This window comes from Aquimixticola soesokkakensis (genome assembly GCF_900172375.1).
GTDB classification, from domain to species: Bacteria; Pseudomonadota; Alphaproteobacteria; order Rhodobacterales; family Rhodobacteraceae; genus Aquimixticola; species Aquimixticola soesokkakensis.
In genome coordinates this window covers 1-13,796 of the sequence record NZ_FWFS01000005.1, presented here as the reverse complement: position 1 = coordinate 13,796, position 13,796 = coordinate 1, and the positions used below count along the sequence as shown (strand labels likewise).

The window sequence follows — 13,796 nt, the reverse complement described above, 5'->3', positions numbered from 1 at the left end:
CTGATCTTGGGCGGATTTTTAGTCCGAATTTTCTGTGGTTGAAACAGGTTTTTGTGACGCCGTCATGTCGCGCAACACCCGTGGCAAGCGGCGCAGCGCCTTATACATTTCGACATGGGTTTTCATCTGCACTGCAGGGGTGCCCATCATCGCGCGACCGGCAGGCACATTGGACAACACTCCCGCGCCCCCGCCGATGATCGCGCCATCGCCGATCTTGAGGTTGTCGGCAATCGCCGCCCGCCCGCCGATCACCACATTGTCACCGATCACCGCCGATCCGGCGACCCCCGATTGCCCACACAGCAGGCAATTGCGCCCGATCACCACGTTGTGGCCGACCTGCACCTGATTGTCGATTTTCGTGCCCGAGCCGATGCGGGTCGCGCGGATTGTGCCCTGATCGACGCAGGCATTCGACCCGATTTCAACGTCGTCGCCAATCACTACGCCGCCGATGGAGGCAATGCGCAGCCAGTCCTGGGCGCCGTGATCCACCGAGGCGGTGCCCAGGGTTTCGCGCGCCTCTTCCATGTTGGATTTCTCGGCAGTGACAAAGGAAAACCCGTCTCCCCCGACGACCGCATTGGGCTGGGCGATGAACCGCGCCCCGATGGTGACATGGGCGTTGAGCACCACGCCGGCGTGAATAACGGCGCCCTCACCGATCACCACACCCGCGCCAATCGACACATTCGCGCCAATCCTGCTGCGCGCGCCGATTTTCGCCCCCGCGCCGACGCAGACGAAAGGCCCAAGCGCGACATCCGCGCCGAGTTCAGCAGTGGGATCAACGTAGGCCATCGGATGAATCCCCGCCTCGACCTGCATCGAGCGGTCGAAACTGGCGGTAATCCCCGCCATGGCCAGCCGCGCGCGCCCCACCAGAATGGCGGCTTTCAGATTGCTCTGCTGCTGAAGCGTGGCAAAATCCGCCTCCGCCCAGAGGACAGCCGCAACAGCGCCGCTGCCCGCCAACCCTTGCGCAAACCGCGGGTCCATCGCCAGCGCCACATCCTGCGCGCCGGCGTCTTTGGGCTCGGCGGCGCTGGTCACAACGACCGTGCCATCGCCCACAAGCTGCCCCCCGATGCGGGTTGCAAGCTCTGCCATCGTGATCGCGCTCATGGTGTCTCCGTTCTTGTCACGCCGCGCCGCAAGCTCGAGCAAGACGCGGGAGAATTCAAATTAATAGGGCGCATCTTCCAGGACGCCATGCGCCGACATCTGCGCATACAGCAGCCCCTCGCGCAGGCCCCGATCCGCGACCGACAGACGGTCGGTCGGCCAGATCCGCAACAAGGCCTGCAAGATCGCAGATCCCGACATGATCAGCGTCTGGCGGTCGCGCCCGATGCGCGGATCGTTGCGCCGCCCTTCGGGACCGAGGTGCAGGTAGCCCTGAATGACCTTGTCGATCTGATCGGACGACATGCGCAGCCCGTCAACCTTGTTGCGGTCATAACGGCGCAATCCCAGATGGCTGGCGGCAACCGTGGTCACCGTGCCCGAGGTGCCGATGATCTGGAACCCCTCGCGGTCCTGAATTTTGCCGTAGGGCGCAAAGGACGCAAGGTTTTCCTCAAAGAACCACGACATCAGCGCAAAGCGCGCCGCATCGTCATCGACATCCTCGAACTGGTCCTTCAGCGTCGCCACGCCAAGCGGCACGGAAATCCAGTCCACCACTTTGGCATGGGGAAACAACGTGTCCTCGGAGGTAAATCCCGCATGCAGCCGCATGATGGCGCGCGGGCGTTCGCGCGCGGGCACATTGGTAAGGTCGATCCACACAAGTTCGGTCGAGCCGCCACCGATATCGACCACCAAAAGCTGCTCGGTCTTGGTCGAAACGAGCGGAGCGCAGGAAATCACCGCCAGACGCGCTTCTTCCTCGGGTTCGATAATCTCCAGCGAGATGCCCGCCTCGCGTTTGACCATCCGCAGAAAGTCCCGCGAATTGCGCGCCCGCCGACAGGCTTCGGTCGCGACCAGCCGCATGTTCTTGACGTTGTGTTTCTCGAGCTTCTTGCGACAGACCTTCAGGGCCTGCACGGTGCGCGCCATCGACCCGCGGGACAAACGCCCCGAGGCTTCCAGCCCCGCGCCCAGTTGCACGGATTTGGAGAAACTATCGATCACATGGAACTGGCTGCCCTTGGGTTGGGCAATCAACATGCGACAGCTATTGGTTCCGAGGTCCAGCGCTGCATAAAGCTGCGTCGGATCACGGGGTTCGGGCGCTGGCGGCTCGACCGCAATCGGGAACGCGCCCGCACCCGCGGGACGCTTGGGCGCCATTGGACACGCCCTCCATTTCAAGTTGCCTACAGCCTACGCCCCAAGACCCTAACCCGCAAGCCTGTCCGTAGCGCCCGGGGATGCTTTTGTCGGTTTTACAAGCCCCATACGCTTGGCGCTGACCAGCGCTGGCGCGGTGTAATGATCCTTAAGCAGGGCATAATCCGCTTCCAGATGCGCCAGAACCGCGCGCCGTGCGGGCAGGCCGAGATCCTGGAACTCCAGCCGCGCGCTGGTGGAATTGAGGCGCGGCAAAACGATCTGCTTGCCCGCTCTCTCGCTCAGGTCCTGCGCCAGTTCCCCCAAAGCACTGGTGCGATAGAGGGCGTCGTAATCGCTCAGATCGAGGCCGATGAACACTTTCTGGGGCAAGGCATGGCTTTTGATCACCGAGGACAGATCCATGTAGCGGCGCAGGTTTTCGAAAAAGAAATCGGGATCGGGCGTGAGGGGCAGTTCGCTTTGCGCATTGAGTTTGCGCGAATTGGCCATGTCCTTGGCACCGGCGACCTTGTCGAGCCAGAGCGACAACAGCCGCGCCACCGGATCGCGCACCACGCAAAAGCGCCACTCGTCGGGCTGACGCTTGCGGTCGCGGTTTTCCCAGAACCGCCGCGTGGGATAGGTTTTATGCAGCCACAGGTTATCCACCTTTGCGGCCTCCGTTGCGCTCAGCTTGCCCGCAATCTGCGCAAGCGCCGCCTTAACGGAGGTGCAGGCCACTTTCGGCGTCGCCATGTAGTGAATATGATGGTCCGGTAAATACACGCCCATGCAAACTTCCCTTCGACTAACGGCGCCGCCACCGGCGGCACCTGATCGCAGCAAACGCAAGAACGCCTGACACATCCGATCCTGAAAAACATTCGATCTCATAAACGTATTGAATATTTTTCCCAATTCCTACCCTTTCCTTGCCCGATCCCATCGCATAGCCATTGCCCCAACGGGCCGGAGCGGTCCACAGCCACCCGAAAGGACCTGTTATGAGCGAAGCCACCATCGTCTACTGGCGCGACATCCCCGCGCAGGTCATCGTGGGCCGTGGCCGCACCGGCGCAAAAGCCCCGCTGCCCGAGCGGTTCGAACAAGCCATCGACCGCGTCGCCATGCGCATCGGGGCCAAGGATGCCGACGCCTATATGGCCGAATGGCGCAAGGACCGCGTGCGCGTCGCCGAGGGCACCCCCCAGGAGATTGCCGCGCGCGAAGCAGCCCGCATCGACACAGAATATGACGCGACCCGCCTCAAGGCGCTGGTCGACAACGAGGGCAAAGCGCCCTCCTCTGCCCCCGTTTCAAAGGACATCTGACATGACCCGCACCGTCATCGAGAGCAAAACCAAGACCGTCACCATCGGCTTTGACGAACCCTTTTGCGTCATCGGCGAACGCATCAACCCCACGGGACGCAAGAAACTGGCCGCCGAACTGGAACTTGACGACTATTCCACCGTCGAGCGCGATGCGATTGAACAGGCCGCGTGCGGCGCAATGGTGCTCGACATCAATTCGGGCGCGGTGTTTTCCAACAAAATGGCCCAAGACCCGCGCTACGCCGACAACAACTTTGTCGAGCCGATGCTCATGCCCGAACTGATCAAACGGGTGCAGGCCGTGGTCGACACCCCGCTGTGCATCGACAGCTCGGTCCCGGCCGCGCTTGAGGCGGGCCTTGCCGCTGCCCAAGGTCGCCCGCTCTTGAACTCGGTGACGGGCGAAGAGGAACGCCTTGAACTGGTGCTGCCGCTGGTCAAAAAATACAACGTGCCCGTCGTGGCGATTTCCAACGATGACACGGGCATTTCCGAAGACCCCGATGTGCGCTTTGAAGTGGCCAAGAAGATCGTCCAGCGCGCCGCCGACTTCGGCATTCCCGCCCATGACATCGTGGTGGACCCGCTGGTCATGCCCATCGGGGCCATGGCGAGCGCGGGCCAACAGGTCTTTGCCCTCGTGCGCCGCTTGCGCGACGAGCTGGGCGTGAACACCACCTGCGGCGCCTCCAACGTGTCCTTTGGCCTGCCCGAGCGCCACGGCATCAACGCGGCCTTTTTGCCCATGGCCATTGCCGCAGGCATGACATCGGCGATCATGAACCCGATCCGTGTGCAGGAAATGGAAGCGATCCGCGCCGCCAACCTGCTGATGAACCACGACCCCAACGGCACCGCCTGGATCGGCTTTGCGCGGGTGCTGGAACTGATGAAAGACGGCACCAGCTTTGCAGAGGCTTCCAAGGCCGCCGCATCGGCGGGACGCCGCGGGCGCGAGGGCGGCGGGCGGCGGCGTCGCGGCTAAAGCGGTAACCAAGCCCCGCATAAAACGGGTAAAAACCCCCTGAAAACCCACAGGCGGTAACGCATTTTTAACTAAAAATGCTCACAGGCGGTAACGCATTTTTAACCAAAAATGCTCAAGGCTGACGGCATGACATATGTGCCTTCTTCCTCCCGCGTGCCGGTCCAATCTTGGGTGGACCAAATTTTTGACGCCCGCGCCGCTCATATCGGCGGCGTGGTGCGCCGCGCCAAAAGGGATGTGGATCGTGAAATCGGACGGGACAGGCTGGAACTCGAATGTCGCAGACGGGGCTTTCACCTTGTCACCTGCGGCGCACAATATGTTATTTTCTGCACCCAGGATCCGGTTGAAATCATCTGCTGAGGGTAGCCGTTTCTTTGCAAAAGAAACGGCCCTGTCAAATTCTTCGGCGAAGAATTTGCCCCGGAGCCGGTGCCTGTGAGCCGCCTCATCCTGCTCAACAAACCCTTTGATGTGCTGTCGCAATTCACCGACAAAGGCACCCAGGGCGGGCCGCGTGACACGCTGTCCAAATACGTCAAAATCCCCGATGTCTATCCCGCAGGGCGGCTGGATCGCGACAGCGAGGGCTTGTTGCTGCTCACCGATGACGGGCGGCTTCAGGCGCATATTTCCGACCCGAAGTTCAAGGTCGAAAAGACCTATCTTGCCCAGGTCGAGGGCGAAGTCAGCCAGGAAGCCCTGCGCGCTTTGTCGCGCGGTGTGACGCTTAAAGACGGGCTCACCCTGCCGGCCAAGGCGCGGCGCGCGGATGCGCCGGGCTGGCTTTGGCCACGCGTGCCCCCCGTGCGCTACCGCGCCGCGATCCCGACCTCCTGGATCGAGCTCACCATCACCGAAGGGCGCAACCGCCAAGTGCGGCGCATGACGGCGGCGGTCGGGTTTGCGACCCTGCGGCTCATCCGTCTGCGCATCGGGGACTGGTCGATCGAGGGCATTGAAAGCGGGGACTGGCGCGCGGTCGATGTTCCCGCCTTTGGCGCTCCCAAACCTGCCAAACGCGGGCGCAAACCCGTTTGGACGCCGGACACCGACGATGGGCGCCGCCCCTCTGGCAAGCCTTCCCCGCACGGCGCGCGTCCCCCGCGCGACAAAGACGCAGCGGCGGGCACCGCCCGTAACTCCGCGCCCAAATCGAGCCCCAAATCCGGTCCTCAATCCAAGCCGAAGCGCGCGGCGGGCAACCGTCCGCCCTTGCCAAATAGCCCCAAGGGTCGCAAAAGCTGAGCCATGACTGAAAATACCCCCGATCCCGCCCAGAACCCGCTTGTCGTCTTTACTCCCTCAGGCAAACGCGGCCGCTTTGCTGTCGGCACGCCGATCTTGCAGGCCGCGCGCAGTCTGGGCGTTGATCTGGACAGCGTCTGCGGCGGGCGCGGCATTTGTTCGAAATGCCAGATCCAGCCCGGTGTCGGGGATTTCCCCAAATTGGGTCTGCATGTCACCGCCGATGCCCTGTCGCCTTTCAACGCCGTTGAAGAGCGCTATGACCGCATTCGCGGCCTCAAAGCCGGGCGCCGTCTGGGGTGTCAGGCGACGGTGCAGGGCGATATCGTCGTCGATGTGCCCGCCGAAAGTCAGGTCCACAAACAGGTGATCCGCAAGGCCGCTTCGGATCGCGCAATGGTCATGGACCCCGCCACGCGGCTTGCCTTTGTCGAAGTCGCCGAGGCCGACATGCATTCGCCCACCGGATCGCTCGAACGCCTGCGCGAGGCGCTGGCCGCGCAGTGGCAGATCGGCGATGTCACCCTGCCGCCCGCCCTGCTGGCGCGCCTCAACCCTTTGCTCAACAAGGGAAAAAACCGCATCACGCTGGCGCTGTACCGCCAACCCGATGGCAGCCACGACATTCTTGACCTGTGGCCCGACCTGCATGAGGGCGGGCTCTACGGACTGGCCATCGATCTTGGCTCGACCACCATCGCGGGGCATTTGTGCGATCTGACGACCGGCGCTGTGCTGGCCTCGGGCGGGCTGATGAACCCGCAAATCCGCTTTGGCGAAGACCTGATGAGCCGTGTGTCCTATGCGATGATGAACCCGGGCGGGGCGGTGGAAATGACCGCTGCCGTTCAGGAAGCGCTCGATGACCTTGCGCGCAGGCTGGCCGAAGAGGCGGGGGTGGACACGGCGGCAATCTATGAGGCGGTCGTGGTCTGCAACCCCGTGATGCACCACCTTGCCCTTGGCATTGACCCCGTTGATCTGGGCCAGGCTCCCTTTGCGCTGACCACCTCTTCGGCGATCACCCTGCCCGCCACAGGTCTCGGGATGCACCTCAACCCGCAGGCCCGCGCCTATATGTTGCCGCTGATCGCAGGCCATGTAGGGGCCGATGCCGCCGCCGTGGCCCTGGCCGAAGCGCCCCATAAAGCCGAAGCGCTGACGCTGATCGTGGATGTGGGCACCAACGCCGAAATCCTGCTGGGCAACAAGGAACACGTGCTGGCCTGCTCCTCGCCCACCGGCCCTGCCTTTGAGGGCGCGCAGATTTCCAGCGGCCAACGCGCCGCGCCGGGGGCCATCGAGCGGCTGGAAATCGACCCCGTCACCAAAGAGCCGCGCTTTCGCGTGATCGGCTGCGACCTGTGGTCCGACGCGGCGGATTTTGCCGCGCAAGTGCCGCAAGTCACGGGCATTTGCGGCTCCGGCATCATCGAGGCCGTGGCCGAAATGCGCATGAGCGGGCTTGTCGATGCCTCCGGGTTGATCGGTTCGGCCGAGGCCACCGGAACGCCGCGCTGCCGCCCCACGGGGCGCACCCATGAGTACCTGATTTTTGATGGCAGCGCTTCGGGCGGCCCCGTGATCACCGTCACCCAGGCCGATATTCGCGCGATTCAGCTCGCAAAATCAGCGCTTTACGCAGGGGCGCGGCTGCTCATGGATGAAATCGGCACCGACACGGTGGAGCGCATCGTGCTGGCGGGGGCCTTTGGCGCGCACATCAGCCCCAAGCACGCGATGGTTTTGGGCATGATCCCCGATGCGCCGCTGGAGGCTGTGGTGTCTGCGGGCAACGCGGCGGGCACGGGCGCGCGCATGGCGCTGCATTCGGTGGCCGCACGGCGTGAAATCGAGGCGCAGGTGCATCGGATCACCAAGGTCGAGACCGCCATTTCCCCACGGTTTCAGGAACATTTCGTCGCCGCAAACGCCATTCCCCATGCCACGGCGCCCTTTGCTACGCTGCGCAGCATCGCGCCGCTTCCCGACCCGAGCTTTAACGCAGGTGGCGGTGGCGATGGCGAAAACGGCGGGCGCCGTCGCCGCCGGGCGCGCTGAGGTCATTCTGAAGGACGCGGGCGTCAAATCCGCTTGACCCGCCCGCGCCCTTCGCCTATTTCCGCCCCAACGCGGGTGTAGCTCAATGGTAGAGCAGCAGCTTCCCAAGCTGAATACGAGGGTTCGATTCCCTTCACCCGCTCCAAACCTCCCCCATCTTCGCTTAACGCCATGGCCCGAACCCCATGCCGCCTCCCCGTGCCTTCAACCGCGTGCCTCAAACTGCGTGCCTTCAACCGCGTGCCTCAAACCCTGGCCGCAACGCCATGCGCGGCTGCGTCAAAGGAAGCACGCTGTCGTGCCCATAAAAACAGCCCCGAAGGGCTGTATCATGGCGTTCAAATATGTGGGGCAATCAGTCGAGCAGCAGCATCTCGCGGTTGCCCTGAACGAAGCGTTCCAGCACAGCCGGATAAAGACGGTGTTCCATGGGCAGCACCCGCGCGGCCAAAGCCTCAGCGGTGTCGCCCGCTTCGATTGCCACCCGCCCCTGGCCCAAAATCGGCCCGCCGTCGAGTTCTGCGGTCACCTCATGCACCGAGCAGCCCGCCTGCGCATCCCCCGCTTCGATTGCGCGAAGATGGGTGTGCAACCCTTTGTATTTGGGCAATAAAGACGGGTGAATATTGAGCATCCGACCGGCGTAGTGATTGATGAAAACCGGTGTCAGAATGCGCATGAACCCCGCCAGCGCGATGACATCGGGGGCCGCTGCATCGATCACCTCGATCAAGGCGGCCTCGAAAGCCGCGCGATCCTTGCCGAAGGGTTTGTGCGGCACCACCGCCGTGTCGATCCCCAGCGCCTCGGCTTTTGCCAGACCGCCCGCGCCCGCCACATTCGACAGCACCAGACAGGGCCGCGCGGGATGCGCGCCTGTCATGCTTTGGGCGAGCGAGACCATGTTGGACCCGCCCCCCGAAATCAGGATCGCGACCCGTTTCACTTCAGCGCGCCGCTGTAGGAAACGCCGCTGCCCTCAACCACAGTGCCAAGCCGGTAGACGGTTTCGCCCTCCGCTTCGAGCAGCGCCTTGAGCGCCTCGGCCTCATCGGCACCAACCGACAACACCATGCCAACGCCCGCGTTGAAGGTTTTGAGCATTTCGCCCTGTTCCAGCCCCGCAACCCCCGCAATCCATTTGAAAACAGGGGGCAATTCCCAAGAGGTCAGGTCGATCTGCGCGCCAAGCCCCTCGGGCAGGACGCGCGGCAGGTTTTCGGTCAGACCGCCGCCCGTGATATGGGCCAGCGCATGAACGCCACCGGCGCGCACCGCTTTGAGGGTCTGTTTGACGTACAAACGGGTCGGGGCCAACAGCGCCTCCCCCAAAGTGCCTGCGCCAAAGGGGCATGCATCGCCCCAGGCAAGGCCGGAGCGCTCGACGGTTTTGCGCACCAGAGAATAGCCGTTGGAATGCACCCCGTCCGACGCAAGGCCAAGCAACACATCGCCCGCCACCACACCCGAAGGCAGGTCTTCGCCGCGCTCCATCGCCCCGACCGCAAATCCCGCAAGGTCGAAATCGCCCTTGTGATACATGCCCGGCATTTCCGCGGTCTCGCCGCCGATCAGCGCACAGCCCGACAGCTCGCAGCCCGTCGCGATGCCTTCGATGATCGCGGTCGCCTGATCGAGCTCCAGCTTGCCGGTTGCAAAATAATCCAGGAAAAACAGAGGTTCCGCACCTTGGCACACCAGATCGTTGACGCACATGGCCACCAGATCGATGCCAATGGTCGACACGTTGCCCGTGTCAATCGCGATGCGCAGCTTGGTGCCAACGCCGTCCGTTGCCGCGACCAGAATGGGGTCTTTGTAGCCCGCGCCCTTGAGGTCGAACAACGCGCCAAAGCCGCCAAGCCCGGACATGGTGCCCGCGCGCTGCGTGCGCTTTGCCGCCGGTTTGATCCGTTCGATCAGGGCATTGCCCGCGTCAATATCCACGCCGGCATCGGCGTAGGTGAGGCTGTTTTTCCCGTCAGACATGGCGCGTGTGGCTCCCGTAAACTTGATATTGCGCTGCTTTACGACAAAGCAGGTTCAAAGAAAAGCCCGCAGCCCCTGCCAATGCTTGGGCACACGCGCCAAATGCTTGACCGCCCCGCGCGCAGCCCCTATCCAAGCGCGCAGGCGGGCCTGTAGCTCAATTGGTTAGAGCAGAGCGCTCATAACGCTTTGGTTGCGGGTTCAAGTCCTGCCGGGCCTACCACTTTCCGCCCCCATCCGTCACACGCCCCCGCCGGTCCTAGCCGGTGATTGAGCGTGCCAGCACCAGATCGACTTGCAGACCGCCCAAATCCGCGCTTTCGCCCAGCCGCAGGGCGCCACCGTGACGGCGCGCGATATCGGCAGCGATCGCAAGGCCAAGCCCGACGCCGCTTCCGGCATTCTGATTGCGCGCAGGGTCCAGGCGCACAAAGGGTTTCAGCGCTTCCTCGCGGCGTTCGGGCGCGATTCCCGGGCCGCGATCCTCGATGCGAAACCGCACCGCCTTATCCGTCACCGCAAGGCTCACGCGGGCTTCCTTGCCATAGCGCAACGCATTGCCGATGAGGTTTTGCAACGCCCGCTCGATGGCCAACGGGCGGATGATCACCTCGCCGCCTTGCGCGCCATCCAGCGCCCCGAGTGTCACCTTTTGTGGGTCATAGCGCGCCACGATATCCTCGAGCAGCGCAAAAGGATCGACACGTTCGGGGTCGTCCAGAGCATCGCCGCGCGCAAAGGCCAGAAATTCTTCAAGCAGGCGTTCCATGTCGCGCAAATCCTGCGCCAAGGCTTCGGTGTCCTCGTCTTCGGGCATCATGGACAATTGCAATTTCATCCGCGTCACCGGCGTGCGCAGATCGTGGCTCACGCCCGAAAGCATCATTGTGCGCTGCTCGATCTGGCGCTCGATGCGCGCGCGCATGTCCAGAAACGCTGTGCCCGCCTGACGCACTTCGGTCGCCCCTGCCGGGCGATAGACGGTGATGCGCCCGCGCCCGAACTCCTCGGCAGCGCGCGCCAGCCGCTGGATCGGGCGCATTTGGTTGCGCAGGAAAATCCCCGAAATAGCGGTCATCAAAATGCCGGTCAGAATCATCAACACCAGCAACTGATGCGGGTTGGAGGCCGATGTGCGCCCGCGCGGGACCGACAGCGTCAGGCGGCCTTTTTCCGTCTGGAAACTGAACAGAACCGCGCGCGGGTTGGTTTTCAAATCCACCCCTTCGACGAAGGCGATCTGGGCATATCTGCTCTGCGCCAGCCCCGCCGCCGTGATCATCGCCGTGATGACGCGCCCCGAAAGGTCATACCAATCGCGCGCACTCGCGACGGCCTCGGGCGCGCCCAGAGTGGTGGTAAACCCGATCAAACGGTCCAGTTCGGCCAGGCCGCTTTGGGCGGTTTCAGGGTCCGCGGCCGTACCGACAACAGTGGCGTAGACCTCGGTTTCGGCCAGCACGCCGATCATGAGCTGGCGGGTCACACCTTCGAAATGGCGCTGGACAAACACCACCGAGACCACGATCAACAACACAACCACCGGCACCAAAAGAATGAGTGCCGAGCGCCCGTACAGCCCGCGCGGGACATAGCGTTTGAGCCAGTCAAAGGTCATACTGCTGTTCTACGCCGCGCGTCGCCGACAAGGAAGTCACATGTCACAGCCCGAGCCGCAAAATCGCCAAGCGCCCGATCAGGGCCCCAAAGAGCCACACGACCAATCCCCTGCCCCGTCGCCGCGCGACCCTGTCGTGCAGTTCGAACCGGATCTGGTGCGGGTGCTGGCGGGCAACCGCTCGGCGATGACCTATCGCGGGACCAACAGCTACCTTCTGGGGCGCGGCGCGCGCGTGCTGATCGACCCCGGCCCCGATGACGCGGCCCATGGCGCGGCGCTGATGGGGGCGCTTGATGCGCAAGAGCACATCGCCCTGATCCTCGTCACCCACGCCCACCGCGACCATAGCGCCAACACGGCGCGCATGGTGTCGCTTACCGGCGCGCCGGTTCTGGCCTTTGGCGATGCTTTTGCGGGACGCTCGCCGCTGATGCAGCGCCTCGCCGAAACCGGTGCAATCGGCGGCGGCGAAGGCGTTGACGCAGGGTTTGTTCCCGACCGCTCCCTGCACGACGGCGAAGTCATCGACACGCCCGCAGGCCCCGTCACCGCGCTCTGGACACCGGGGCACATGGGAAACCATCTGTGCTTTGCGTGGCGCGACGTGGTGTTTTGCGGCGATCTTGTGATGGGATGGGCCAGCTCGATCATTTCGCCCCCCGACGGGGACGCGGCCGCCTTCAGGGCGTCGCTCGATGTTTTGCAGGCCCGGCAGGCGCGCGTGCTGCACGCAGGTCACGGGGATCCGATCCACGATGCGCCCGCCCGCATCGAATTCTTGCGCCAGCATCGCCAAAGGCGCGAGGCACGCATTCTGGCCAGCCTGACGGGAGTCCCAAGCAGCCTCAGCGCAATTACCAAGGCCGCCTACGCCGACACGCCCGGCGCCTTTCTGCCCGCCGCCGAGCGCAACACCCTCGCCCATCTCATTGACCTCACGCAACAAAACCGCGCAATCGCCCACCCGAACCTCTGCGCCAACGCGCAGTTTTCCCGCCCCTAGAGCCCCGCTCCCCCGCCCCGAAACTTTTTCGCATTTTCCTGAAAAAAGCCCCTTGCAGCCCCCAAACACGATAGCTATACAGCCCCCAGTTCCGGCGTAGCTCAGCGGTAGAGCAGTTGACTGTTAATCAATTGGTCGTAGGTTCGATCCCTACCGCCGGAGCCATAATCAACCTAACCCGTTGATGCTGAAAGGAAACGGAAACTAGATCCGTTCACTTTCAGACTTTGACACCCTACCGTCTCACGGGCGGCACACAAGGGGGTCACAGATGTCAAACATGATGTGTCCCACCAAGTATTCACGACGGCCTCAACCGATGAGGACTGTCATGACGACGTGCCGATACCTGCACCGCAAGGGCAACCGCTTTCACTTTCGCCGACGGCTCCCCGGAATTTCTTCATCCATTCCTGCAATTTCTTTGCCCTTGGGGACGACAGACCAAAATCTTGCGCATAACTGGGTAAGACACCTGACCCAGGAGTCCGACCAGATGTTCGACAGTTTCGTTTTCATGGCGCCGCCGCTGCCCGACGATCTCGTGACCCGTTATTTCCGCCATTGCCTCGAAGACAGCCTGTTCACCCTGCGGCGCCAAGTGCGCATGGCCCGGATGAGCGGCAGGTTCGGTGCCAACGATGAAACGCGCCTCTCCCTGATGCCCATGATCCTGCAGAGCCTTCTGGAGGATGGTATCCGCGACAGACTCCCGCTGCAGCGGGTCGACCCTGAATGGTCGCCGGAGACCCTGGTTATCGCGATGCACCTGTATTCGGTGGAAGCCCGCCGCATCCAGTCCCCGGAAGAAACGCGCCGGATCCAGCAGACCTTTCCAGACATCAAGACCCCGGACTTCACCAGCGCCGAGCATACCGGGCAACTGCGCGAAGCGTACATCGCCGCCCGCCTCGCAGCCTTGCGCGATGGAACCACGCCGACAAGCTTGTCAATCGGCATTGAACTTTGACCCCCTATCGGCGTCCAATATTGACCCCTTTGTGGTGAGCAGGCCCGGCGCTGCGTAGCCCTCACATAGCGCAGCGGCGGCGGGCCTGCGGCGGTTCGGGTTGGCATTATACGCGGTTCTTGAAGCGCCAGCTTTCGTTGCCGGTTTCGACGATCTCGCAGTGGTGCGTGAGCCTGTCGAGCAGCGCGGTTGTCATCTTGGCATCGCCGAAGACGCTGGGCCATTCGCCGAAAGCTAGGTTAGTTGTGACGATGATCGAGGTGCTTTCATAGAGCTTGCTGATCAGGTGGAACAGGAGC

General features: G+C 63.3%; 13 protein-coding genes and 3 tRNA genes. 9 read left to right on the top strand and 7 right to left on the bottom strand.

Annotated features, from left to right (window positions below; genetic code table 11):
* Positions 1-18 precede the first annotated feature (18 nt).
* The 3 genes from AQS8620_RS07270 to AQS8620_RS07260 are packed head-to-tail and all read right to left on the bottom strand — an operon-like array spanning position 19 to position 3,075.
* Positions 19-1,128, bottom strand: coding sequence for a UDP-3-O-(3-hydroxymyristoyl)glucosamine N-acyltransferase (locus tag AQS8620_RS07270; RefSeq protein ID WP_085836403.1), 1,110 nt, complete (start codon positions 1,126-1,128; stop codon positions 19-21).
* Between the two features lie 60 nt (positions 1,129-1,188).
* Positions 1,189-2,301 (bottom strand): Ppx/GppA phosphatase family protein, encoded by a 1,113-nt coding sequence (locus tag AQS8620_RS07265; protein ID WP_085836203.1) that lies wholly within the window; start codon positions 2,299-2,301, stop codon positions 1,189-1,191.
* A gap of 48 nt (positions 2,302-2,349) precedes the next feature.
* Positions 2,350-3,075, bottom strand: a complete 726-nt coding sequence (locus tag AQS8620_RS07260; RefSeq protein WP_159453214.1) for a sulfotransferase family 2 domain-containing protein — start codon at positions 3,073-3,075, stop codon at positions 2,350-2,352.
* A 212-nt stretch (positions 3,076-3,287) separates the two neighbouring features.
* On the opposite strand from AQS8620_RS07260, the gene AQS8620_RS07255 reads away from it, so the two are divergent.
* The 5 genes from AQS8620_RS07255 (at position 3,288) to AQS8620_RS07230 (ending at position 8,059) form a co-directional block, all read left to right on the top strand.
* Complete coding sequence (locus AQS8620_RS07255) at positions 3,288-3,614, top strand: virulence factor (RefSeq protein WP_085836201.1); 327 nt, start codon at positions 3,288-3,290, stop codon at positions 3,612-3,614.
* Position 3,615: 1 nt separating this feature from the next.
* Positions 3,616-4,602 (top strand): methyltetrahydrofolate cobalamin methyltransferase, encoded by a 987-nt coding sequence (locus tag AQS8620_RS07250; protein ID WP_085836200.1) that lies wholly within the window; start codon positions 3,616-3,618, stop codon positions 4,600-4,602.
* A gap of 441 nt (positions 4,603-5,043) precedes the next feature.
* Positions 5,044-5,853, top strand: a complete 810-nt coding sequence (locus tag AQS8620_RS07240; protein WP_085836198.1) for a pseudouridine synthase — start codon at positions 5,044-5,046, stop codon at positions 5,851-5,853.
* A 3-nt stretch (positions 5,854-5,856) separates the two neighbouring features.
* On the top strand, positions 5,857-7,914 hold the full coding sequence (locus AQS8620_RS07235) for an ASKHA domain-containing protein (RefSeq protein ID WP_085836197.1): 2,058 nt from the start codon (positions 5,857-5,859) through the stop codon (positions 7,912-7,914).
* Between the two features lie 71 nt (positions 7,915-7,985).
* A tRNA-Gly gene (locus tag AQS8620_RS07230) sits at positions 7,986-8,059 on the top strand.
* Positions 8,060-8,269: 210 nt separating this feature from the next.
* On the opposite strand, the gene purN is transcribed toward AQS8620_RS07230, so the two are convergent.
* Positions 8,270-8,860: a phosphoribosylglycinamide formyltransferase gene (gene purN, locus AQS8620_RS07225; protein ID WP_085836196.1), complete on the bottom strand. Its 591-nt coding sequence runs from the start codon at positions 8,858-8,860 to the stop codon at positions 8,270-8,272.
* A complete protein-coding gene (purM, locus tag AQS8620_RS07220) occupies positions 8,857-9,903 on the bottom strand; it encodes a phosphoribosylformylglycinamidine cyclo-ligase (protein ID WP_085836195.1) in 1,047 nt (348 codons plus the stop codon). Before purM ends, purN begins: the two co-directional genes overlap by 4 nt.
* A gap of 146 nt (positions 9,904-10,049) precedes the next feature.
* On the opposite strand from purM, the gene AQS8620_RS07215 reads away from it, so the two are divergent.
* Positions 10,050-10,126, top strand: a tRNA-Ile gene (locus AQS8620_RS07215).
* Positions 10,127-10,162: 36 nt separating this feature from the next.
* On the opposite strand, the gene AQS8620_RS07210 is transcribed toward AQS8620_RS07215, so the two are convergent.
* On the bottom strand, positions 10,163-11,521 hold the full coding sequence (locus AQS8620_RS07210; RefSeq protein ID WP_085836194.1) for an ATP-binding protein: 1,359 nt from the start codon (positions 11,519-11,521) through the stop codon (positions 10,163-10,165).
* Between the two features lie 40 nt (positions 11,522-11,561).
* Between AQS8620_RS07210 and AQS8620_RS07205 the strand changes: the two genes are divergently transcribed.
* The 3 genes from AQS8620_RS07205 (at position 11,562) to AQS8620_RS07195 (ending at position 13,497) form a co-directional block, all read left to right on the top strand.
* Positions 11,562-12,527 carry an MBL fold metallo-hydrolase gene (locus AQS8620_RS07205; RefSeq protein WP_085836193.1) on the top strand — a complete coding sequence of 322 codons (966 nt, stop codon included), beginning with the start codon at positions 11,562-11,564 and terminating at the stop codon, positions 12,525-12,527.
* A 90-nt stretch (positions 12,528-12,617) separates the two neighbouring features.
* Positions 12,618-12,692, top strand: a tRNA-Asn gene (locus AQS8620_RS07200).
* A gap of 331 nt (positions 12,693-13,023) precedes the next feature.
* Positions 13,024-13,497 (top strand): hypothetical protein, encoded by a 474-nt coding sequence (locus AQS8620_RS07195; protein ID WP_085836192.1) that lies wholly within the window; start codon positions 13,024-13,026, stop codon positions 13,495-13,497.
* 106 nt (positions 13,498-13,603) lie between these two features.
* Here AQS8620_RS07195 and AQS8620_RS07190 read toward each other — a convergent pair.
* On the bottom strand, positions 13,604-13,796 hold a 193-nt coding region (locus AQS8620_RS07190; protein WP_159453213.1), incomplete at its 5' end, for an ATP-binding protein.